We start from the raw sequence: 23,006 nt of genomic DNA, 5'->3' as shown, positions 1-23,006 counted from the left end.
CTGGGGGTTGGGGACTGGGGACTGGGGATTGGGGACTGGGGACTGGGGATTGGGGACTGGGGGTTGGGGACTGGGGACTGGGGACTGGGGACTGGGGATTGGGGACTGGGGAATGGGGAATGGGGAATAGGGACTGGGGATTGGTGAATGGGGAATAGGGAATGGGGACAAGGTAGACAAGGTAGACAAGGTAGACAAGGTAGATTTTTTCCAATGCCCAATGCCCAATGCCCCATTCCCAATCAATAGCGTAATCTAATCTACCTTATCGTTGCAGGCGATAATGGAGAAAAACTTCTTGGTCAATGGTTTTCACTTCTAAAAGTTGCAACCGAGGAGCTAGTTGAGACATAAATCCTTGTCCTTCTACTGGTGTCGGTGCAGTTTCACCACCTAAAATTAATGGGCAAACCGTCAGCCATAATTCATCTATTAAGTCTGACTCCAGCATAGAAGCTACTAATGTTCCTCCACCCAAGACTAGCAAGCGTGATATACCTAAAAAGGCTAACTCTTGTAAAGCGGCGAGTAGGTCAAGCTTGCCTTTTGGTGTAGTAAAAGCTAAAATTTTGGCAAATTCTGGTCTTTGTCGCCAAAATTGCGCGCCTGTGGTCGTTGTCAATAACCAGCGTTGAATTGATTGCTGAAAAAAGCGAATTTCCGGATTTATCTGACCAGAGTGTGTAGTAACTATATGAATCGGCTGGGTAGGTTTACCTTCTTGCTGTCGATGTTGCAGGAGCGTCGTTTGTGATATGGTCATTGTTGTGCCATAAGCCCGGATTGTACCTGCACCCAATAATACAGCGTCAGCAGCAGCAATCTGTTGTTCTAGGTGTGTTCTATCTACATTTGAGCCAAATCGAGCAGGCGATCGCCGAAAATCTGCTATTTTGCCATCTGCACTCATGGCTAAAACTACTGTCGTATGTGGACGATTTTGCACCATTGGGTTAATTTACGGGTGGAGTTTTTGGAACTTAACTTGTAGATGATGGCAGAAACAAAAATACCATATCCCTGAGCAGTAGCAAGTGACGGCATCATGGCACGGTGAATTAAATATAAATTTTGTCCTTTTGATTGGAAATTATTCCCAGCGATACTTGATTAATATGCAGCACAAGTCCATCTCACATCTACCCACTAAAATTTTTGGTATAGCTCATAGCTGTTTATTCATTCCATCTTTGATACCTTTGGGGGCTGATTACAAAGTGTGGATAAATTCATAAAATGTCTCCTTTGGCCGGTTTATTTACATATGTAGGCTGTTGTGGTTTTGCAGTTGTGAAGTGAGACGCTCGATGGCTAATCCCCGTCAATCATCTTTTAGACGTATTTTAGTAACGAGAATTTTGTTGCTGTTTGTGCCTGTTTTATTTATCGGACAGCTAGCAGCTTTGAATAAAGCCCGTTCTAGTTTGTTGAAAACTGCACGACAAAATTTGACTGATAGTGCTGTAATCAAAGGGGAAAAAATTGTTAATGCGATCGCAAATCTGAAAACTAGTTTACTAATCGCTAGTCGCACCACAGTTGTGCAGTCGGGATCACCAACGGAAATTCAAACATTTCTCGCCCAATTGACGCAACAACTACCCAAATACGTCGAGTGCTTGCAGTTGACTAATGTGCAGAATGGTGAAATTGTGGCTAGTAGTTGTGGTAATCAAGCGATCGCCAAAATTGTGTTACCTTTTCCCAGGGATGGAGTAGAAATCCGCACTGTCCCGCCTCAAAAGCCAGGAACTACCAGATCCAAAAATCCGCGTCAACAACTAGAATTAGTTATCTCTACACCAGTTGACAATGGTTCTGGGGAATTGCGGTATGCTTTGAGTTTGCAATCAGCGTTATACGAACAAACTAAACCGCAAGCAGGTTCTCTCACTGGTTCAACTCTAGTCATTGCTGAAGATGGAACGATATTAGCCCATCCTGTAGCCGATTTAGTCGGTAGCAATATCAGAGAACATCCAGATGCAGCCCAACTTAACAGCATTGTCAAAAATGCGATCGCCGGCAAAAATGAGTCCATCAATTTAGCTTTTCGAGATGGTAAAGAGTTAGTTGCCGGTTATACAGCTATTAATGATCCCATCACTAAACAAAAAGCCAAAAAATGGGTAGTTCTAGCAGTTACAACTGTAGATAACGCCCTATTAGGTTTAGAAGAAATCAAACTAATTCTGATTGTTTTAACCGTGGGTTTAATTGGTGCGAGTTTATTAGCATCGTTGTATTTAGCCCCCTATTTAGCTAACCCCGTTGAAGCATTACGAGACTATGCTTTAAATATTCATAGCCACCACGCCGCCAATCCCATCCCCCATAACTTCCAGATTCGTGAATTTAACCAGCTATCACAAGCCTTAGACCAAATGGTTTATCGCCTCAAAGCTTGGTCAGAAGAATTAGAAACTGCCTGGAAAGAAGCCAAAACAGCCAATCAAATTAAAAGTCAATTTTTAGCCACAACTTCCCACGAACTACGCAATCCGCTAAACATTATTATCAACTCCATCCGCTTTGTCAAAGATGATATGTGTGACAGTCGAGAAGAAGAACTAGAATTTCTCGAACGTGCTGATGAAACGGCTATTCATTTACTAGGAATTATTAACGAGTTACTAGATATTTCGAGAATTGAAGCGGGTAAACTTTCCGTAGTCACAGAACCCCTAGATTTGAGACAAATCTTACTAGAAGTGATTAATTTACAATCAGTAAATGTTCAACATAAGGGTTTGCAACTCAAAACTAGTTTAGGAACAGAATCGATTCCCGTCAAAGCAGACGCAGCCAAACTCAAACAAGTAATCATCAATATCATTGGGAACGCCACTAAGTTCACCGATGAAGGCGGGATCACCATTTCCACGTCTTTACATAAGAATAGTGGTAAATCTCAAGTTACCGTCACCATCACAGATACAGGTTTAGGAATCGAACCATCTCAACAGCAAAAACTATTTCGTCCCTATGTCATGGTAGATGGTAATAACACCCGCAAATGCGAAGGTACAGGTTTAGGGTTAGCCATTTCCCGTAACTTAATAGAACTGATGGGCGGTACAATCACCCTAGAAAGTGCAGGTATCAATCAAGGCACTACAGTAAAGATTACTTTACCTCTGATTGAAATATCAAAACCCACACCAGTCAAAGAAGAAAGTTTAGAAAATCTGGAAGTTCCCCATGAAAATACTTATACCCCACACTCAGAACCAACTCTAGTTCATGGAAATACTTTGTATAAGTCCAATCAATCCCAATTAACTCCTCAACCCGTTCAGAAATGAGTGCTGAGTGCTGAGTGCTGAGTGCTTAGTAATGAGTAATGAGTTGTGACTAATGACTAATGACTAATGACTAATGACTAATGACTAATGACTAATGACTAATGACTATTGACCATTAAGACAAATTTCTTGTCCGCCTTGATTAAGAGAAGTAGTAAGTGCAGAAAGAATTTTAACTAACTCTGTACCTACCCAACCTGACGAAATTGTGGGTGGGGTGTTTTGCAGGATGGATGAGACAAAGGTGCTGCAAACTCTGTTTAAAGGTTCTCCTTTCTCTAATTCCAGCGTTTCTTGGCTTTGATTTATCGGTAAAAATAGATTGTCCTGACGTTCAAATTCACCGTGTAATAAAGTTAAGGGTGATGATGGTGACATTTCATCAAATACCAAAGTACCAAGGCTACCTACCACAGCTAACCGACGCTGTTTATCAGGGTTTAACCAGCATAGATGAATATGGGCTTGAAATCCATCTGGGTAGGTAAGTGTTACCCAGACTAAATCAGCTAATCCTGATGGGAAGTGGTTAATTTCTTTGTTACCTTCACTTTGCAACCAAACTTTACCTGTAGCCTGGACGCTGGTGGGTGTTTGACCTAACCAGTTGTTAAAGATGGCAATATCATGAATGGCTAAATCCCACAGTGCATCAACATCTTGGCGCACAGGGCCTAAATGGGTACGGGCTGCATAACCATAACGCAAATCACCTAATTTACCTGCTTGGACTACGGTTTTTCCTCCCGCAACGGCTGGGTGAAATAAATAGGTGTGGTCAACCATGAGGATTAATTTTTGCTGATCTGCCAATTGGCAAAGTTCTTGACATTCTCCTGGTTCAAGAGTTAGAGGCTTTTCTGCTAGAACATGACAACCCCAGTTAAGAGCATCTTTAACTAAAGCATAATGGGTAGTTGCTGGTGTAGCGATCGCAACTGCTGTCAAGTCTGATAATTGCTGTAAATCTTGCCAATTGGTTGTCAATAAAATATTTTTATCTAAATTAAATTGCTGCTGCACTACCGCCAACCTGTCTGCGTGCGGATCTACTACCGCCACGACATTAACTTGGGGTAGTGCTAAAAAGTTCCGCAGTAGATGCACTCCCCAGCGTCCAACCCCAACAACAGCAATGTTAATCATTAGTTATTAGTTATTAGTCATTGGTTATTAGTTAATGGTCATTGCTAATTGAGCCAGCGTCAAGCCCTGGGGAAAATTCAAGATTTATCTATACTTTGGAACGGCGGAAAAACCTTGCTACAGTTCCGAGGAAAAATAGACCGAAAACCATACCTGGTTCTGGAACTGCGGTTGTTTCTGGTTCTTCTAGTTCTGGTTCTTCAGTGGGCGGTTGTGGTTTTGGTGGGCTAGGAAGATTACCTTTAAACGGTACATTGTGGAATTCACCAGTACCAGATAGTGAGGAAGCTACTAAAGTTCCTTCTACATTTCCATTAGAGAAACTAACATTCGCTTTGGTCGCCAATACACTACCTTGGAATGAAAAACCTGTTGTGCTAATTTGAGTAGCATCCACAAAGTTAAACAAGACGTTTTGTTTATTTGCGCCACCCAAATTTAATCCAAAATATTTAATATCAACGCTACTTCCTAGAATGTTCAAAATTACCGTGGAATTACTACCCACTCCATTCAAGTTTAAGTAACTGCTGCTGGAAAATTTAGAACCATCAATTGTAAAAACATTCAAATCACTGTTGTTTCCTGTGAGGATAATCCCGCCCCATTTATATTCGGTAGTAGTTGTTGAGGTTAATCCACCCAAATATCCAGAAAGATTAGTTAATTCTTGACGTGCAGCATTAAAGTCAATCAATTGACCTGATTTAACACCACAATTAGGAGAACAATTGAAATAAACGGGAGTATTAACAGTTCCACCAACAACGGCATTTCCGCCAAAAATTTGACCGTTATTGTAAGTTAAATTGCCACCAACGACTAGACGAGTATCTGTCCCATTGGAGTTAGTCAGACGGTCTGCAATACCAAAATTAGTGAATGTTGCATTCCCTCCCACAGCAACGCGACCTTCGGAATCTGAACTTTGATTCATGTTTCCAAATACAAAGACATTATAGTCCTGTGCTATTCCTAAATTAACAGCCATCGCTGGTTGGATAAATCCAGTTATAGCAAGTGTTCCCAAGGACAATGGTATGAGTGTGAGTGTAGATTTAAGGTTTTTTAGCATAGTCTTAGTGTCGCCAAATCATGACGATACTAATTTACTGTTTATTGAATAAATGTTCTAAAAAGATGGTGTGAATTCTTAGGTAAAATATCAATGGAAAAATTAATTATGTTTGTGTATATTTACTGTTTAAATTCTTGCTAAAAATATAATTAATCAATAGTAATTTAGGAATTTGAATTGATGATTGAAATTACTTACGTGGTGCGTGTTCGCAAAGCGTCTCGCAGAGAAGCGCAGCGCAAGCGCGATAGGTAGGGAATAGGGAATAGAGGGCTACCTAGCCTTACAGGAATCAAAGATGATGATGATTCCCGTATCTTAATAAAGAGGAACTAAGCTAAAACCCTCTTTCTCCCTGCCCCCTTGCCCATTTCAATGACAAATTATTTTGTTCCATCCTCTACAATAAAACCAAGAGATTTTCGGTTGAACCTATGACTGCGACATTGCTGACACCACCGCATGAAATGATTCACCTATCGGGAATTAGCTGGCAGACTTATGAGACGCTGTTGGCAGAACTAAGCGATCGCCGTCTCAGGTTGACTTATAATCGTGGGAATCTAGAAATTATGTCCCCTTCCCCAGAACATGAAAGGTTTAAAAAAGTTGCAGGACGTTTTGTGGAGACAATTGCAGAAGAACTGGAAATAAGTATAGAACCGTTGGGTTCAACCACATTGAAACGTCCTGAAATAAGTGGTGCAGAACCGGACGAATGTTTTTACATCCGTAATATTGCCCTAGTTCGGGGAAAAAAACGATTGGACTTAGTACAAGATCCCGCACCCGATTTAGTTGTGGAAATTGATGTCACTAGTGGTTCTCAAAATCGTCTCCAAGTTTATGCAGATTTGGGTGTCGCAGAAGTTTGGATTTATAATGGTGAATCTTTAGTAATTAAACAATTACAAAATAATGCCTATATTACTTGTACAAATAGTCAGTTTTTTGTTAATTTACCGATTCCAGAAATTGCTAAGTTTTTACAACAAGCTGAGACAATGGACTATTTAGAATTGGTGAAATTATTTCGTGAATGGGTGAGGAATCAGATAGGAAAATAGATAGATGATAAGCCAATACAGTTCAGATAAGGCTAAAATCTGGGTTGTGTGAAGTAAGAAAAGTTCGTAGTAAGGACTTTAGTCCTTAGATGAGGACTAAAGTCCCCACTACAAACTATTTTTTTAACGAAGTTCAGCTTTGCCAGTCTGCTAATTGTGTAACTAAGAAATAACGCACATGATCAACAAAAGTTGCACCCCATTGTCTTGTTCCATGTCCCATTCCAGGAACGACATAACAAGCACCATCAGGAAACTTTTGGGCGCAATTTTGAGCATCTTTAATATTGACCATTGGGTCATTAGCACCAATTAAAAAACGCACTCTACGGGGTAATTTTACATTTTCAATATAGTTTATGGGATTGCATTCCCATGCAAATTCATCTTGATATTTGAGGTTTTTAGCTAGTTGCAAAAGTTTGACTACAGGTGTTAAATCAGGTTGCAATCTGTCTAAAATTGACTCCGCTATTCCCCCTACAGGAGACGCAGCAATATCTGGTAAAAAATTATATCCCCAACTTTTCGCAAAAGATGGCAAATTTGCATGACCAATAGTTCCTAGTAACCTCTCTCCTAAACCATTGGTTGTGAAAGCATAGGCGGATAGCAATACACCCATACTCACCCCAAATAATGCCAGTCTGGGGTCAGAAAGTCCATAGCGATCGCCACAAAATTCTCTGACTTTGGCGATATCATTGGCTGTGCTGCGAAATATCGACAACAGCATGGCGGTATCAAAAGCAATTCCTCTATCAAGTAGGGGTTTAATTTCGTTCTGTGCCAAACTTGTAAAGGTGCGTACTAAACTGCGTTCACCAGCTAAGGGGGTATCGAATAAAGCCACAGCTATACCCATTTGGGTGAGAGTAGGGACTATGAAAGCATTCCAGCTATAAGGCGCGCACATCCCTTGTAAACCGATGACTAAAGGTGTGTGGTGTCTGGGGCGATGTTGTGGTAAAAATACTGCTACCGGAAAGCCGCTTAATTGTTCGTCGATATCACTTACCCCAGTATAAGGATAAGGCTCATAGAACCAATAGCGATCGCCTCTCACACCTGCAAAATTAATCTCATCAGCCCCGTAAATCATCATATTCTATTACAAAGTTTGTCATTTCCTATTATTTCGTTTCCATCCAGTTTTCGCCTGCTCTTACTTCCACTACTAACGGCACACTTAATTTTACTGCACCTTCCATCACCGATTTAATTTTCGGTTGTAATTCTTCCCACTCATCAGGGGGAACTTCAAAGACTAATTCATCATGTACTTGTAATAACAATCGCGCTTGATAGTTGCGTAGAACTTCATGCAGTTGCACCATTGCAATTTTGATAATGTCTGCACTAGAACCTTGAATTGGTGCGTTAGCGGCGGAACGCAGTAAACCTGCGTCGTAAACACCTAGATTTTTTAATTTGCTTAAATCAATGTCTTCTGGGTTGCTATTTTTGAATTTACTTAAACTTTGATTAGTAAACTCAAAATACCGCCGACGACCAAGGATAGTTTCGACGTATCCTTGAGATATAGCTTGTTTTTTCACTCCTTCTAGATAAGCGAAAATTTCTGGATAGCGACTATTAAATCGTTTAATAAATTCATTGGCGACGTTCTTATCAATCCCTGTGGAACGAGAGAATTTTAGCGAACCCATGCCATAAATTACACCGAAATTAATCGTTTTAGCAATTCGGCGTTCATCGGCTGTAATATCTTCTTTTTCAAAAACTAGTTTAGCTGTCACAGTATGAATGTCTTCATTCTGTTGATAGGCTTGTACTAAAACAGGTTCTTGACTCAAATGTGCCAAAATTCTTAACTCAATTTGTGAGTAATCAGCCGCTACCATTAACCAACCTGATTCGGGTAAAAATGCTTTGCGAATTTGGCGACTAAAAGCCGTCCGAATGGGGATATTTTGCAAGTTGGGATTAGAGGAAGATAACCTACCTGTAGATGTAGATGTTTGATTGAAATTTGTGTGTACTCTGTTAGTATCTTTGCGGACTAACGCAGGTAAAGCATCTACATAAGTAGATTTTAATTTGGAAAGAGTCCGATACTCAATAATCGCATTGACAAACCCAGTTTCATCAATTTCTTGGAGTTTTTCTAAAGTGGCTGCATCGGTAGAATAACCAGTCTGAATTTTCCGCGAATATTTGGTACTTAGTCCCAACTTTTCAAATAATATATGGCTCAATTGTTTAGGCGAACCTAAATTAAAGTTTTCGCCAGCAATTTCTGTGGCTTGTTCATGCAGTTTGGCTAAATCCGTTTCTAATTGCTGAGAGAGTTCTTTTAAATATTCAGAGTCAATGCGAACTCCTGTATATTCTACTGTGGCTAAAACAGCTTCTAGGGGTTGTTCTACTTCTGTTAGTAACTTAGATAAAGCAGGAATCTGATCTAATTCCTCACGCATTTTAGCCACAAGCTTCCAAGTAGCGTGTACTTGTAAACAGCAATAATTAGCTACAGCAGGAATACTAATATCACCAATGGTTTTACCTTTGGGGACTAACTCTTCATAGTTAGTTAATTGTAAGTCCAAATGACGCAGGGCTAAATCGGTGAGATTATGGCTTCTATCGGGATTTAAAACATAACTAGCTAGCATGGGATCAAAAATAATTCCTGCTAGGTTAATTCCTTGGGTGCGAAATACTAAGCGGTCAAATTTACCATTTTGGAATGTTTTAGGATATTGCTCACTTTCCAAAATTGGTTTTAGAGCTTTAAGTACAATATCTTTATTTAAATTCTCTCCCTTTTGATGATTGATGGGGATATAAGCTAATTCATCGGGTGCATTTCCCCAACAGCAACCAATCCCGACTAATTCTGCATCTCTTGGTTCTAAATCACTGGTTTCTGTGTCCCAAGCAACAGGAGTTTGAGGGTTAGTAAATGTTTGTAATATTGCAACTAATTCTATTAATTTTGATTCACTGTTAATAATGCGCGGCTGAATGGGAGAATCTATTTTTTCTTGTTGTGCGGCTTGTGTTTCCGCTAAGGTGTAAAAATCGGTATCATCTGCAAAATTTTCTTCTGTATCTGTAGTAGATACTTCTGCTACTTCTGCAACTTGTCCCCCAAATTTTTGTTGTAAGGCGTTGATTTTCTTGAGATATAAATTAAACTCTAATTTCTCTAAAATAGGAACGAGAATAGTATCATCAAAACCCTGCAATTGACTATCTGCTAAGTTTACTTCTAGAGGGACATCTGTAACTATTTTGGCGAGGTATTGAGATTTATATGCGTCTGCTTTTCCTTCGATGAGTTTTTTTTGCGTCGCGCCTTTGATTTCATTAATAGAGGTGTAAATATTATCTAACGATTCGTAAGCATTAAGTAATTGAACGGCGGTTTTTTCTCCTATTCCTCTCACGCCGGGAATATTATCTGATTTATCGCCACACAAGGCTTTAAAATCTACTACTTGTGTAGGTAAAATACCCAGTTTTTCTTTAACTTGTTCTGTACTAACTTCCGTGATGCCATTATTATTTGTAACGCGTTTAAGTGCATCAGGGCTAAAATTTAAGACGGTGATTTCCTTGGCGGGGTCGATGAGTTGAAATAAATCGCGATCGCCTGTTAAAATTTTCACCTTATACCCAGCCGCAGTGGCTGTTTGCGCCAATGTTCCCAATACATCATCAGCTTCATAACCAGGCGCGGTGTAAATGGGAATGTTAAAACCTTGCAATAACTCGTGTAGATTTTTTAAATCTGGGACAAAATCTTCTGGTGTTCCCGGACGATCGGCTTTATATGTATCATCAGCTTCGTGGCGAAAAGTCGGTAAACCCAAATCAAATGCGATCGCCATTGCTTGCGGTTGTTGTGTATCCATGACTTCCAACAGCGATTTGAGAAAGCCAAAACATACACTAGTGGGAATTCCGGTTTTAGTCCGCAATCCCCCATCTCGTCCTTTAGCGAAAGCATAGTAAGAACGAAAGGCTAAGGAATGTCCATCGACAAGGATGAAGGTAGGACGGGTAGTAGTTTGAGTAACAGGAGTTTGAGACATAGCCATATTGTAGCTAGAAAGCTACATCGAATCTACTGAGGCAGCAGTTTTTAACATCTGTTATTATTATCTTCGTTAGTTTCCAGCATCAAATCTAGTCGCTGCAAGGGTGAATCTTTTTCTACCTAGATACTTGCTAAATTGATTTAAATCTTAGATTTTAGTTTTTTAATTTGGGATTTATTATATTGTTTTTATTCCTGTTCTTAGACAAAAATACAAGTAAATAATCAATATTTAAATCTCTATATTCTACAGTGAATGAACACCATTCAAGCAATCACTAAAATCTAAATCCTGAGCGGAAATGAATATCACTGAGAGATACTTTATAAAGTAAACCTGAAATTTATAGTAGCGTAGCAAGCCTTAAATGTTGCATTAAAAAATCGATTTTATCCGCGTTAATCCGCGTTCATCTGCGGTTAATTTTTTTTAATCTAATGCACTACTTTAGACACCCTACTACTTAGCGTTTACTTTATAAATATGGTCTAACTCTACAAACGATCGCATTTCCGTGGCAAATTGCGTAAATCAACTGGGGTGTCAGCATCTCTACCAAAAATCAGCCTTACACCATCAAAACAGTTGAGCAATGAATACTCTATTAAAAAAGTGGACTAGCAAAGTCAGTCAACATTCACTATTGCTAGCTCTATCAACATTACTCCCCACCTTGGGAGTTAGTCATCATGCTATGGCAGCAGAAAGGGTATTTACATCTTATTCTGGTTTGGAATTATCTATTTCTGTGGCTAGTTTAGAAACCTATGCCCAAACAGGTACAGTAAATGCAGAATTAGCCGTTTATCAACAATATTTGTCGCCGAAGCAATTTCAAGAATTACGACAAATTTTATCTAATCCTATCAAAGTTAGCCCTGCGATGTTGTCGCAATTTCTGCACACATCCCAAGGGGAATTTTTACTGCGACGCTTGGGGGAAGTTCTTCAAAGCAGAACTACGCAAGTGAAACCCGACTTAAAAACCTTGCGTTCAGCGTTAGTGTCAGCAGCTAATGAACCGGAAGGGTTAACGTTATTAAACATATTACGTAAATATCCTACTAACGGCGTTTACATTAATTTACCCCAAAGTTTAGCGATCGCCAGCGAACTAGAACAAATCGTTAATCAAACCCAACAGGCGATCGCACTCGTTACCAATAAATCGAATCAGGAAGCCGCTAACATTTACAATAGCAAGGGTTTAACCCAACTAGCAGATTTAAGCCACCCTGGAAAAATCACATCACAGAAATATCAACTGCGGTTCTTTGACTCTACACGGAATCGCCTATTGTTAACTGATGTTTACCTTCCCCAAACTAAACAGAATGCACCTGTAATCGTGATTTCACATGGGTTAGGTTCTAACAGCAGTAACTTTGAATATTTGGCGACTCATTTAGCATCTTACGGTTTGGCGGTAGTTGTTCCCAACCATCCCACAGACAATGTAAAACAAAACCAAGATATTATCTCCGCCGCAGAATTTCAAAATCGTCCTTTAGATATCAAGTATGTTTTAAATCAACTGGAAACCAAAAACCAGTCTGATGTTGAGTTTAAAGGTAAATTAAATCTGCAACAAGTAGGTGTATTTGGACAATCTTTAGGCGGTTACACAGCTTTAGCCTTAGCTGGTGCAAAAATTAACTTTGAGCAATTACAACGAGATTGTCAACCAGGAAAACTCAAAAAAACGTGGAATTTGTCTTTATTGGTGCAGTGTCGCGCCTTAGAGATGAAAAATAAGTCCTTACCAGATAGTTTACAAGATAAACGAGTCAAAGCTGCGATCGCGGTTAATCCCATCACTAGTTCGATTTTTGGCAAAGCGGGAATGAATCAAGTGAAAGTTCCTGTAATGTTGATTAGCAGCAGTGAAGACACCATTGCACCAGCTTTGTATGAACAAATATTACCTTTTTCTTGGCTAGCTAATTCCCAAAAATATCTCGCCATACTTGTCGGTGGAACTCACTTCACTACCATCGGGAATAGTAACCCCAACAGTCAACAAATCCCCTTACCACAGGAGTTAGTAGGAGATGCAGCACAAGCACGCCGCTACATCAATACTTTGAGTTTACCTTTCTTTCAAAACTATGTAGCCAATAATGTTCAATACACTCCATATTTAAGTGCAGCTTATGCCAAAACTATTTCTCGAAATTCTCTTGGTTTAAGAATAGTTCAGTCTCTGAGTTTTACTGAATTAGCGCAAAGTTTAGGGAGTGAATCTAACAATATTCCTCCCCGATGAATAGGATGGTAGTAAGGATATAATTCCTTACTACGGAAAATCATAAATTACTCGCTAGTTTATCTAAAATACTAAACATCACAGTATTAATTTGAGTGAAATTATCTGCTGTAGCTAGCATTTCTGAAGCTTGTTGGATATATTTCCCATCAACAAGTTCATCACCACAATTGTCAATGATTTGACTTACACTCTCTGGTGTTGACTCTAAGTGAAACTGTAAACCTAAAACTTTTTCATCATAAATAAAAGCCTGATTTTGACAAGCTGCACTATAGGCTAATCTAGTTGCACCAGATGGTAAATCAAATGTATCACCATGCCAATGAAAAACTGTGAATTTCTGTGGTAAATCCCCAAAAATAGATGAGTCTTGTGCAGCCTCTGTTAATTCAATCGGAAACCAACCAATTTCCTTATACTCTCCTGGATAAACTTTAGAGCCTAAAACATCTGCAATCAATTGTGAACCTAAACAAATCCCAATTACCGTCTTATTAGCTGCGATCGCTTGTTCAATAAATCGCTTCTCTTGTGTCAACCAAGGATATTGTTCATCTTCATAAATATTCATCGGCCCACCCATCACCACCAACCAATCAAAATCCTCAATAGGTGGTAAGGAATCTTGAGCATAAAATCTAGTTGCTAAAAGAGAATGTTTATGCTTTGATGCCCAATTCTCAATACTGGCAGGTGTTTCAAAGGGAACGTGCTGCAAGTAATGAATTTTCATAGATAACCCCCCAATATCTGGCTGTAAATTTCATCATCTTTGCTAAGATTATAAAGTTTACAGGACTTACGCTTTAAGCAAGTGAGCGAAAGCAAAACTTGTTTAGGCAGGGGAGTGTCAAATCGTAGCTGTTGACGTAATTGGAAACGGATAAGGTACTTTTTCTACCCTAGTTTCCCACCTACCATCAGGGTAGAGTTTTAGGAGACGAAATCCAGGAAAATCTTGATTAATAGCAAAACTTGGACTTTGGGAATGAAACTGAAAGCACGTTGAGGGAGTACCAAAATAGTCAACTTGATGACGCTGGTGCTGAAATTCCTGGTGAATATGACCAAATAAGACTAATTTTACTTGGGGATAACGATCTAAAACTGCAAACAACTCTTCAGGGTTTTGCAAACCACTAGCATCTAACCAAACCGAGTTAACCGGAAAAGGCGGATGATGTAAAGCTACTAAGGTGGGGTAGTTACCAAGAATTTGTAGTTCTGAGTTGAGCCACTCTAGAGTTGTAGACGACAGATAACCATACCAATGCTCAGGTAAGGAAGAATCTAGCAAAATAAAATTCCAACCCCCCCTTTGAAAAGACTTGCGTCGCGATAGCATTCCTTGATTCAAAATTTTATCCATTGCGATCGCGCAGTCATGATCCCCTGGTAGCCAATAGGTTGGTATTTTGAGTGTGTTTAGTTGATATTGCAGGTTTTCATAAGATTGAGGCGTACCATCCTCCGACAAATCTCCCGTAAGTAAGACTAAATCTAGTTCCTCTCTCAACTCTTGCAACCGTTGAATCACCGCTTGCAATGACTCTGTAGTTTGTATCCCTTGCAGTTGACAGTTTTCCGTTGCCAACAGATGTAGATCCGTCACTTGAGCAACTGATATAGGAGAAGCCTGATTCATTTTTACGTTTAGGGATTTTTGGTTATTAATATGTGATTCTCCTTTGTCTGTTGTGGAGACAATATCATTTTTCTCGGTTGTCAAAAAATAGCTTGTTTATAAAACTTACATTTAACAGCACAAATAACATTATTTACCTTCACGCGTCATGTTTAACGGCTCAAAACAACCTTTCCTTTTTTAAGCAATAACACATAAATAAAAGCAAAATTTTTGTATAAATTGTTATTCATACTAGTTTTTTAATTTTTCAATCTATCCTAAGATAGAAATTATGTGATTTTTGTAGCTTACAACACTTATACATTAACTAGAAGTGTAAATCCGGTTTTGGTCAGAAGATATGGCAGTTGTTAAGTGTTTATGAAATTGCTAGTAGTCTGCCAAGAGAACTTTGTAAGGTTAATAGCAGCAAAAAAAATCTCTTTCTCCCCCTGCTCCCCCTGCTTCCCCTGCTCAAGAACAGCTTGCCTTAGCCTAGCAATTTTGGGTTGGTGAACTACTAGCCAACTCACACTGAAAACATTTTCCCCCAGCCAAGAGTTGCTAGCAGCAGATCAGGAAGTTTCAGAAATACAAAGGAAAAATTTTCTAGAGCAGGAATGTCAATTTCGCTGATAATCTGATAGTATAGATAAATATGGATATGGCGACATAGCCAAGTGGTAAGGCAGAGGTCTGCAAAACCTTTATCCCCCGGTTCAAATCCGGGTGTCGCCTTTGAGAAATATCAACCCCTAAAGCCCTTGAAATCAAGGGTTTTGTTGTTTTTATGATAAACAACTGGGGTTAAAAATGTAAGATAGAGGTTTTTTACCCCTGAAACACATTTGATACTAAACTAACTGACACTGGCGTAAGTCCTGGATATATCCAATCTACAACTTGATAGTCACAGTCTTAACTTCGGTGTACTGTTGTAAGCCATATTCACCGAGTTCACGCCCGATACCTGATTGTTTAAAGCCACCAAAGGGTGCGGCTGCATCAAATACGTCGTAGCAATTTACCCATACTGTACCAGCCCGGACATTATTCGCGATCGCATGAGCTTTGGTAATATCTTTTGTCCATACGGCGGCGGCGAGTCCGTATATGGTGTTATTTGCCCGTTGAATGACTTCGTTGATATCTTGGCATTTGATAATACTCATCACCGGGCCAAAGATTTCCTCTTGAGCAATTTGCATCTCATCACGGACATCAGCAAATACGGTGGGTGCAATAAAGAAACCTCTATCTCCGACACGATTTCCGCCGCATAACATTTGCGCTCCTTCTCGCATCCCTGATTCGATATAACTCATGACTCTATCAAATTGGTCTTTGTCTACTTGCGGCCCTTGTTGTGTATTGCTATCAAAAGGATCACCAACAATTCTATTTTTGGCTTTTTCTACGGTTTTGGCGACAAACTCGTCATAACATTTTGCTTCTACAAATAGCCGTGAACCAGCAGAGCAACATTGACCTTGATTAAAGAATATGGCATTCTGTGCGCCTTCAATGGCAGCGTCTAAATCAGCGTCAGCAAAGACGATGTTGGGACTTTTTCCGCCTAGTTCTAGAGTGACACGCTTAAGGTTACTTTTAGCCGCCGCTTCCATAATTAAATGTCCCACCTGAGTAGAACCAGTAAAGGCGACTTTATCCACATCCATGTGATGAGCGATCGCAGCTCCAGCAGTCGGGCCATATCCTGATAATATGTTCACGACACCAGGGGGAAAACCTGCTTCAACAATTAACTCTCCCACACGCAATGCTGATAATGGTGTTTGTTCAGCCGTCTTGAGAACTACTGTATTACCTGTAGCCAAAGCTGGGGCTAATTTCCAAGCTTGCATGACTAGAGGAAAATTCCACGGGATAATTTGACCGACTACGCCCACAGGTTCATGACGAGTGTAGCAGAAGTAAGGGCCACTAATGGGGATGGTTTTACCTTGTACCTTATCTGCCCAACCTGCATAATAACGATAGCAGGCGATCGCTAATTCTAAATCTTCTACAGAATCGCGCAGTGGTTTACCGTTGTCTAGGGTTTCTAACCGCGCCAACTCATCAATATTTTCTGCTATTAAATCAGCTAACTTATAAAGCAACTCTCCCCGACGAGTCGCTGATAGTTTCGACCATTCTCCGCTATTAAAAGCCTGACGCGCTGCTTTTACGGCTTTGTCTACATCTGGCGCGTCTGCTTCTGCGACTTCACAGATGACTTCACCTGTGGCTGGGTTAATTGTCTCAAATCTGCGACCGCTAACACTATCCACCCACTCATTATTAATTAGCAGCCGAGTTGCGCCAATGTTTACCTGTTGTTTTGGTTCTTGTGCTGTAACCATCAGACCGATCCAAAAATACTAACAGTTGCTCTTATGAATTTAGCGCAATGTCGTATGTATTGGGCATTGGGAATTAAGCATTGGGAATGGGAAGAGAAAGCATTTTTTACTATGTACTTCCTGCGTCATCCCCAGTACAAATATTGACACTTTTCTACTTCGGTTTAATAAAAATACACTTGAAGGTGACAAGATTATTAGAAGAGTAGGTGCAAGTTGTGCAGCGATTAGTTCCGTTTTCTCCCTGGCTATTGGTAGCAGGTGCATTAGTGGTTTCACAAGTTTTCTGTTCTGTTGCACCACCAGGCTGTGCGATCGGTCTTTGGATATTGGTCTGGGCTGGAAAACTAATTAATGTATGATTTGCCGAATGAACAGCATCAGCACAGTTACGAGAAATAACTTCTGCTTGGGGTTGTCCAGCCATTGCTCCGGTAGAAACTAGGGCAGTTGCTAGGATTGTCATACCTATCATGGTGGTGCGAGCGAGATTAATCATGATACTTTCCTTAGATTCAGTGGTGAAGTTTGTAAAGTGTTGTTTAACACCTTCACTTACTATCTATGTCGGAAGCTGATTTTTTATGCAGCGTCAGTGATGGACTCAGCATTCTCATAGCTATTTAGTTAGAATTGTGGTATCAAAGAATTCCGATACCAGAGCAATAGCCAAAACAGGGTTTTCCTAAGATTTGAGCTTACTTAATTGATAATCTCTTTTTTAACAGTAATTAATTTGATATTTTCGAGGTGATGCTGATACCTGCATTCCCTAGCTATGGCTCAAGGTATGGGTAAAAATTTACTAACCGAGGAGTCGATTATGGAATCTCTGGATCTGAAATGGATTCGCGGACAGTTTCCTGCGCTGAACCAAAAAATTAACGGACAACCTGCTATATTCTTCGATGGGCCTGGTGGGACACAAGTACCAGGAGCGGTGTTAGATGCGATTAGTGATTATTTAGTGAGGTCAAATGCAAATGCTCATGGTGCATTTGCTACCAGTGCGCGAACAGATGCGGTGATTACGGCGGCGAGAGTGGCGATCGCAGATTTTTTGGGTTGCAGTAGTGATGAGGTGGTATTCGGCGCGAATATGACCACTTTGACGTTGACTTTGAGTCGAGCGATCGCCCGAACTATTCAACCAGGTGATGAAATTATTGTTACCCGTTTAGACCATTATGCGAATGTTTCTCCTTGGTATGCTTTAGAGGAACAAGGCGCAATTATTCGGGTGGTAGATATTCATGTCACAGATTGCACCTTAGACATGAGCGATTTAGAACAGCAAATTAATTCCCGTACCAAGTTAGTAGCCGTCAGCTATGCTTCCAACGCTGTAGGGACAATTAACGATTTAGCCGCGATCGTGCGTTTAGCTCATGCTGTCGGTGCTTGGGTGTTTGTCGATGCTGTTCATTATGCACCCCACGCCCCGATTAATGTTCATGCTTTAGACTGCGATTTTCTGGCTTGTTCCGCTTACAAATTTTTCGCCCCCCACGTCGGGATTTTGTATGGTAAACGCCAGCATCTAGAAAATCTCCAACCCTATAAAGTTAAACCTGCGAGTAATGAAGTACCATCTCGTTGGGAAAACGGTACTCTCAATCATGAAGGATTAGCGGGTGTAGTGGCAGCAATTAATTACTTGACAAAATTGGGTTGTCATGTATCGCCAACTATGAATAATGAATTAGTAGAAGCGTTGATGGAAGCCGACAAGGAAGGCTTAGAACATTTCCAATGTCCCCGCTTTTTAACATCAGAACACCCAGATGCGATCGCCTCAGCCTATCATAGTCGGCGGGCGGCCTTAGTTGCAGCCATGTCAGCCATTCAGCAATATGAAAGAGAACTCAGCCATAAACTAATTTCGGGACTCTTAGAAATTCCTGGCTTAAGCATATATGGAATTACCGAACCCCATCGCTTTAACTGGCGCACACCCACAGTAGCCATCAGAATCGCAGGGAAAAGCCCCGAAAATATAGCCAAAGATTTAGGCGATCGCGGTATTTTCACCTGGAATGGTAACTTTTATGCCCTTGGCTTAACAGAAAAACTAGGTTTAGAAACCAGTGGCGGCTTATTGCGAATTGGACTAGTACATTACAACTCGATGGAAGAGATTGTGGAACTACTGGAAGCAATGAAAGAGATTTAGGGGCGTGGGGGTGTGAGGGTTTAGGGGTGTAGAGGAGACAAGGTAGACAAGGAAGAAATGAAAAATTTTTCTCTCCATGCCCAATGCCCCATTCCCTATGTTATTTTTGAGCCAAATTCGTCAAATTCGCTAATTTATAGACGATTCGTGCGCCTACATTGCCATCCCACTCATCATCCCCAACTTCGCAGACATCGAAGCCAATAATTTTTCGCCCACTTTTAACTAGTTCTCGAAACAAACAAAAACTTTGCTCTAATTCCAAACCACCAGGGACAGGAGTACCTGTATTGGGGCAAAGTTTGGGATCTAATCCATCCACATCAAAACTAACATGGACATATTCTGGTAAATGGCTAATGATTTCTTGGCATAAATCTATCCAAGTTTTCCCAGAGTAGAGTTGTTGTTTAATAGCTGGGTCATAATATGCCACAATGCGACTATTTGATTCATTAATGATGTTAACTTCATCATGACAAATATCACGCAAACCTACCTGCACTAATTTAGAAATCTGCGGTATTTTCATCGCATTAAACATGATGGAAGCGTGAGAAAATTCAAACCCTTCATAGGCATCACGTAAATCAGCGTGTGCGTCTATGTGGAGAATGCCAAAATCAGGATATTTTTCAGCCAAAGCTTGGAAATAACCCAACGGCGAACTATGATCACCACCAATTACAGCAACTTTTTTACCCCGATTGATTGCTTCCTGACACTGGGTAAACAGCCATTGATTCACCTGTTGAGAAGCTTGATTAATTTCAGTTAATACAGGTGTTAAATCTGGTGCATCTGTCAGTTCTTTTCCTTGTGCTAGCCGTTCAATAATTTGTCCAGCTAAATCACGATAATAATGATTTTTTTCGAGAATATCTTGAGGAATTTCTACAAGATAAATTCCTTGTTTCCAACCTTCAGGATTGTCAAAGTCAAATAAATCCAGTTGAATGGAAGCATCAAGAATGCGCTGTGGCCCGTTGGCTGTACCTGCACCGTAGGAAACAGTAACTTCCCAAGGTACAGCAAAGACAATTAAGTTTGCAGATTCATAATCAAACGGTAAACCCAAAAGATTACCGTTAATTTCGCCGACACCACTAGGATTATAGTCTTGCAGTAGATTACTCATATAGGAATTCGACTTGATTATTGAAATTATTTGCGTAGGTAGGGAACAGGGAACAGGGAACAGGGAACAGAGGTGTACTTAGCTTCGCAGAAATCAAATATGATTCCTATAGTCAAAATTCGATGACACCTTACAGGGTATAACAATTTTGGATTTTGGATTAAAAGCCTCGATTCTTAGTCTGTTCCAGAATATCGAAACAATACTACCTATCCCAATTTAGTATTACAGTCTATCTCTGTTCCCTGTTCCCTGTTCCCCGTTCCCTCTCTTAAGTATCATTCCTCACAAGTTCCTCAAATTTTCTGTTTATAACTGCTTTAACGATGAAGGCGAAAAATCCAGGATTATAGCCTGATTCAATTGTTGATGCTTAACGGAGAATAACTATGATTCGCTTACTTGTGGGTATCTTAGTTTTTGTGATTAATACAATTTACCGCGATCGCCCTTATCCTCGCTTTTATGTTTTAGAAACTGTTGCCAGAGTACCTTATTTTTCTTATCTTTCGGTTCTGCACCTCTACGAAACTCTAGGTTTATGGCGTAAGGCTGACTGGTTGAAGGTTCACTTTGCAGAATCTTGGAATGAATTGCACCACCTATTGATTATGGAAGAATTGGGAGGTGCTGGATTTTGGGGCGATCGCCTCTTAGCTCGCACAACTGCTTTAATTTATTATTGGATTATTACGGCGTTGTATATTGTCTCTCCTGGTGCTGCTTACCATTTCATGGAGTTGGTAGAAAAACACGCCTACAACAGCTATGATAAATTCCTCACATCTCACGAAGCAGAATTAAAAGCTAAACCTGCACTAGAGGTAGCTAGACTCTATTATCGTGACGGCGACTTATATATGTTTGACGAATTCCAAACAGCACACACCCCCGCCGAACGTCGTCCACAAATTGAAAATCTCTATGATGTGTTTGTCGCCATCCGTGATGACGAGATGGAACACGTTAAAACCATGATTGCTTGTCAATTACCAGACACAAAGCTTGCTTACCTCAGTCCTCATAACCTCGAACCTCAAACCGCAGCTTTCGCCAACACAGAAGCAAATAATACTCAAGCCATCACTGCTCGGTAGTTCACAATCATATCGTGTGTGGTTCAATACTAGCTAATAACCCCAGTTTCATACAAAAAACTGGGGTTTTCAAGTTTGGGGACTGGGGATTGGGGACTAGGGACTGGGGACTGGGGACTGGAAGTTATCCCTCTTTTGTTACTTTAGGAAAAGAAAAATTGACAAGAGATTCAACTAGCAACAGAGAAACTGACTGGAGAAGCGCGAAAATCATTCATAAAGTCGATTAATTTCAAAAAGCAACGCTTCATACCAGGAATGTTAAATACTGTGAGCCAAGGTTGAATCAAACAGTAAAAAATATAGGGTTGAATGAGCAATCTAAGATTATTTAAAGCACTCTTCCATGTTATACCAGATTCCCAATTAGGATGTTGACTATATTGATAAATATTAAAGTCTATTGATGAAGGTGATTCTGAACTAGATGTTGATTGAGTTTGGGCATAAAGTTGAAAATAAGTAGCCTGAATGCTAACTAAAAGGTAAGCACTAAAAATGATTTCCCACCAGCGTTCAATACTTTCATAGTCAGTCAGACGAAAATCAGCCCAACCCAGTTCATTTTTAACTTCTTTAAAACCATATTCAATCCAGTTTCTTAAACTATAAAGTTGCGCGACATTCAGTGACAAATCAATTGATAAATTAGTCATGATGTACCAACTTTCATCTCCAGTGGGGTCGGGTGTATTAACTTTACTGATTTGGTAATATCTGATGCGGCGACGTTGACCAAAAATAATTTCTCTCAGGTAACGAGTTTCTAATTGACGATGTGAAAGCTTTTGCTCATAAGCTTTCCAACGATTATAACGTTTTCGGCTTCCTGGGGGCATTAACACTCCATGATTGGAGCGAATTGCTACGATAAACTCTAGTTCTAATTTTTCTAAACATCTAATTACATCTCCACTCTCACCATATAAACTATCTGCTAACACTAATTTAATTTTGAAACCCCATTCTTTCAACTCTTGAATAATCTCTACCGCTATTTGGGGTTTGCTCTTATATTTATCCCCTTCTTTTAAGCGATTTTTCGGTTTAAATATTTGGAATATTAAAGGATAAGTAATTCCATCTACTACACCATAAGCATTTACGGATACTATTCCATTCTCTGTTTTACCTAAGTTTCCAATATATTGCCTAGTCACATAATCTGTTGATTTTCCCTTTTTTTGATCTCCGGTTTCGTCAATACATAAAATTATTTCTCTTTCTCCAATAAACATTTTTGTTAACCATAGCCTTATTTCTCTTAATTTTTTGATATCCCACAGTGCATCTCTCAGGAAATGATGTAGTGTTTGGCTATCTTTTAGCCCCACTGTTTTAGCTATTTCTGGCAGAGTTTTTCTCTTAATTTCTGAAAGTATGCCCAAATGTAAGAATTTGAATGCTTCAAAATGCCTCACATCCTCAAATACTGAATAATAGTGCTGGCAATAGTTATCTATGAATGCCACTGTGCTTACTGGCTGTCTACGCGCTGTAACCATTCCTCTTACTTGCTTTGTCTGCTTTCTTCCTGATTATACTTTCCCCGTAGTAACAAAAGAGGGGTTATACCATTTCACAAAAAATATGATGCAAATGTAGGTTGGGTTGAGGAACGAAACCCAACACCTCAAAGTCTTGTGGTTTTTGGGTTTCACTTCGTTCAACCC

The 23,006-nt window shown here is 39.9% G+C and carries 16 protein-coding genes and 1 tRNA gene; 6 read left to right on the top strand and 11 right to left on the bottom strand.

The window, feature by feature from the left end:
• Positions 1-265 precede the first annotated feature (265 nt).
• Positions 266-949 carry a RibD family protein gene (locus ACQFX9_RS13780; RefSeq protein WP_427162516.1) on the bottom strand — a complete coding sequence of 228 codons (684 nt, stop codon included), beginning with the start codon at positions 947-949 and terminating at the stop codon, positions 266-268.
• A gap of 358 nt (positions 950-1,307) precedes the next feature.
• Here ACQFX9_RS13780 and ACQFX9_RS13775 point away from each other — a divergent pair, with 358 nt between their 5' ends.
• Positions 1,308-3,305 carry a sensor histidine kinase gene (locus tag ACQFX9_RS13775; protein WP_427162515.1) on the top strand — a complete coding sequence of 666 codons (1,998 nt, stop codon included), beginning with the start codon at positions 1,308-1,310 and terminating at the stop codon, positions 3,303-3,305.
• 105 nt (positions 3,306-3,410) lie between these two features.
• Here the strand turns inward: ACQFX9_RS13775 and ACQFX9_RS13770 are convergent, their stop codons facing one another.
• Both ACQFX9_RS13770 and ACQFX9_RS13765 read right to left on the bottom strand, forming a co-directional pair.
• Positions 3,411-4,451, bottom strand: a complete 1,041-nt coding sequence (locus tag ACQFX9_RS13770; protein WP_427162514.1) for a Gfo/Idh/MocA family protein — start codon at positions 4,449-4,451, stop codon at positions 3,411-3,413.
• A gap of 88 nt (positions 4,452-4,539) precedes the next feature.
• Positions 4,540-5,526, bottom strand: coding sequence for a choice-of-anchor A family protein (locus tag ACQFX9_RS13765; RefSeq protein ID WP_427162513.1), 987 nt, complete (start codon positions 5,524-5,526; stop codon positions 4,540-4,542).
• Between the two features lie 437 nt (positions 5,527-5,963).
• Between ACQFX9_RS13765 and ACQFX9_RS13760 the strand changes: the two genes are divergently transcribed.
• Positions 5,964-6,596: a Uma2 family endonuclease gene (locus tag ACQFX9_RS13760; RefSeq protein ID WP_427162512.1), complete on the top strand. Its 633-nt coding sequence runs from the start codon at positions 5,964-5,966 to the stop codon at positions 6,594-6,596.
• Between the two features lie 133 nt (positions 6,597-6,729).
• On the opposite strand, the gene ACQFX9_RS13755 is transcribed toward ACQFX9_RS13760, so the two are convergent.
• Positions 6,730-7,701, bottom strand: coding sequence for an alpha/beta hydrolase (locus ACQFX9_RS13755; RefSeq protein WP_427162511.1), 972 nt, complete (start codon positions 7,699-7,701; stop codon positions 6,730-6,732).
• A gap of 28 nt (positions 7,702-7,729) precedes the next feature.
• Entirely contained in the window at positions 7,730-10,657 is a 2,928-nt protein-coding gene (gene polA, locus ACQFX9_RS13750; RefSeq protein ID WP_427162510.1) for a DNA polymerase I, read from the bottom strand.
• A 598-nt stretch (positions 10,658-11,255) separates the two neighbouring features.
• Here polA and ACQFX9_RS13745 point away from each other — a divergent pair.
• A complete protein-coding gene (locus ACQFX9_RS13745; protein WP_427162509.1) occupies positions 11,256-12,929 on the top strand; it encodes an alpha/beta hydrolase in 1,674 nt (557 codons plus the stop codon).
• Positions 12,930-12,969: 40 nt separating this feature from the next.
• On the opposite strand, the gene ACQFX9_RS13740 is transcribed toward ACQFX9_RS13745, so the two are convergent.
• Positions 12,970-13,665, bottom strand: a complete 696-nt coding sequence (locus ACQFX9_RS13740) for a type 1 glutamine amidotransferase (RefSeq protein WP_427162508.1) — start codon at positions 13,663-13,665, stop codon at positions 12,970-12,972.
• A 117-nt stretch (positions 13,666-13,782) separates the two neighbouring features.
• Entirely contained in the window at positions 13,783-14,577 is a 795-nt protein-coding gene (locus tag ACQFX9_RS13735) for a phosphodiesterase (protein ID WP_427162507.1), read from the bottom strand.
• 648 nt (positions 14,578-15,225) lie between these two features.
• Between ACQFX9_RS13735 and ACQFX9_RS13730 the strand changes: the two genes are divergently transcribed.
• Positions 15,226-15,297: transfer RNA gene (locus ACQFX9_RS13730), tRNA-Cys, on the top strand.
• A gap of 158 nt (positions 15,298-15,455) precedes the next feature.
• On the opposite strand, the gene ACQFX9_RS13725 is transcribed toward ACQFX9_RS13730, so the two are convergent.
• Together ACQFX9_RS13725 and ACQFX9_RS13720 are read right to left on the bottom strand one after the other, a co-directional pair.
• The gene (locus ACQFX9_RS13725; protein ID WP_427162506.1) at positions 15,456-16,925 is read right to left on the bottom strand and encodes an aldehyde dehydrogenase family protein; all 1,470 of its coding nucleotides are present in this window, start codon (positions 16,923-16,925) and stop codon (positions 15,456-15,458) included.
• Between the two features lie 154 nt (positions 16,926-17,079).
• On the bottom strand, positions 17,080-17,424 hold the full coding sequence (locus tag ACQFX9_RS13720) for a hypothetical protein (RefSeq protein ID WP_427162505.1): 345 nt from the start codon (positions 17,422-17,424) through the stop codon (positions 17,080-17,082).
• Between the two features lie 324 nt (positions 17,425-17,748).
• Between ACQFX9_RS13720 and ACQFX9_RS13715 the strand changes: the two genes are divergently transcribed.
• The gene (locus ACQFX9_RS13715) at positions 17,749-19,098 is read left to right on the top strand and encodes a cysteine desulfurase-like protein (RefSeq protein ID WP_427162504.1); all 1,350 of its coding nucleotides are present in this window, start codon (positions 17,749-17,751) and stop codon (positions 19,096-19,098) included.
• A gap of 100 nt (positions 19,099-19,198) precedes the next feature.
• On the opposite strand, the gene speB is transcribed toward ACQFX9_RS13715, so the two are convergent.
• Positions 19,199-20,236, bottom strand: a complete 1,038-nt coding sequence (speB, locus tag ACQFX9_RS13710; protein ID WP_427162503.1) for an agmatinase SpeB — start codon at positions 20,234-20,236, stop codon at positions 19,199-19,201.
• A gap of 389 nt (positions 20,237-20,625) precedes the next feature.
• On the opposite strand from speB, the gene ACQFX9_RS13705 reads away from it, so the two are divergent.
• The gene (locus ACQFX9_RS13705) at positions 20,626-21,333 is read left to right on the top strand and encodes an alternative oxidase (protein ID WP_236142112.1); all 708 of its coding nucleotides are present in this window, start codon (positions 20,626-20,628) and stop codon (positions 21,331-21,333) included.
• 170 nt (positions 21,334-21,503) lie between these two features.
• Here ACQFX9_RS13705 and ACQFX9_RS13700 read toward each other — a convergent pair whose 3' ends face one another.
• Positions 21,504-22,838 carry an IS701 family transposase gene (locus ACQFX9_RS13700; RefSeq protein WP_427162502.1) on the bottom strand — a complete coding sequence of 445 codons (1,335 nt, stop codon included), beginning with the start codon at positions 22,836-22,838 and terminating at the stop codon, positions 21,504-21,506.
• Positions 22,839-23,006 lie beyond the last annotated feature (168 nt).

This window comes from Aliinostoc sp. HNIBRCY26, from assembly GCF_050235535.1.
GTDB lineage: Bacteria > Cyanobacteriota > Cyanobacteriia > Cyanobacteriales > Nostocaceae > Trichormus.
This window is presented reverse-complemented; position numbering and strand designations above follow the sequence as displayed.

Bases quoted from the DNA above. Each gene is read 5' to 3' on its own strand.
- ACQFX9_RS13760 (WP_427162512.1), top strand. From the start codon at position 5,964: ATGACTGCGACATTGCTGACACCACCGCATGAAATGATTCACCTATCG.
- speB (WP_427162503.1), bottom strand. From the start codon at position 20,236: ATGAGTAATCTACTGCAAGACTATAATCCTAGTGGTGTCGGCGAAATT.
- ACQFX9_RS13725 (WP_427162506.1), bottom strand. From the start codon at position 16,925: ATGGTTACAGCACAAGAACCAAAACAACAGGTAAACATTGGCGCAACT.
- ACQFX9_RS13765 (WP_427162513.1), bottom strand. From the start codon at position 5,526: ATGCTAAAAAACCTTAAATCTACACTCACACTCATACCATTGTCCTTG.
- ACQFX9_RS13720 (WP_427162505.1), bottom strand. From the start codon at position 17,424: ATGATTAATCTCGCTCGCACCACCATGATAGGTATGACAATCCTAGCA.
- polA (WP_427162510.1), bottom strand. From the start codon at position 10,657: ATGTCTCAAACTCCTGTTACTCAAACTACTACCCGTCCTACCTTCATC.
- ACQFX9_RS13705 (WP_236142112.1), top strand. From the start codon at position 20,626: ATGATTCGCTTACTTGTGGGTATCTTAGTTTTTGTGATTAATACAATT.
- ACQFX9_RS13715 (WP_427162504.1), top strand. From the start codon at position 17,749: ATGGAATCTCTGGATCTGAAATGGATTCGCGGACAGTTTCCTGCGCTG.
- ACQFX9_RS13740 (WP_427162508.1), bottom strand. From the start codon at position 13,665: ATGAAAATTCATTACTTGCAGCACGTTCCCTTTGAAACACCTGCCAGT.
- ACQFX9_RS13735 (WP_427162507.1), bottom strand. From the start codon at position 14,577: ATGAATCAGGCTTCTCCTATATCAGTTGCTCAAGTGACGGATCTACAT.
- ACQFX9_RS13780 (WP_427162516.1), bottom strand. From the start codon at position 949: ATGGTGCAAAATCGTCCACATACGACAGTAGTTTTAGCCATGAGTGCA.
- ACQFX9_RS13770 (WP_427162514.1), bottom strand. From the start codon at position 4,451: ATGATTAACATTGCTGTTGTTGGGGTTGGACGCTGGGGAGTGCATCTA.
- ACQFX9_RS13755 (WP_427162511.1), bottom strand. From the start codon at position 7,701: ATGATGATTTACGGGGCTGATGAGATTAATTTTGCAGGTGTGAGAGGC.
- ACQFX9_RS13745 (WP_427162509.1), top strand. From the start codon at position 11,256: ATGAATACTCTATTAAAAAAGTGGACTAGCAAAGTCAGTCAACATTCA.
- ACQFX9_RS13775 (WP_427162515.1), top strand. From the start codon at position 1,308: ATGGCTAATCCCCGTCAATCATCTTTTAGACGTATTTTAGTAACGAGA.
- ACQFX9_RS13700 (WP_427162502.1), bottom strand. From the start codon at position 22,838: ATGGTTACAGCGCGTAGACAGCCAGTAAGCACAGTGGCATTCATAGAT.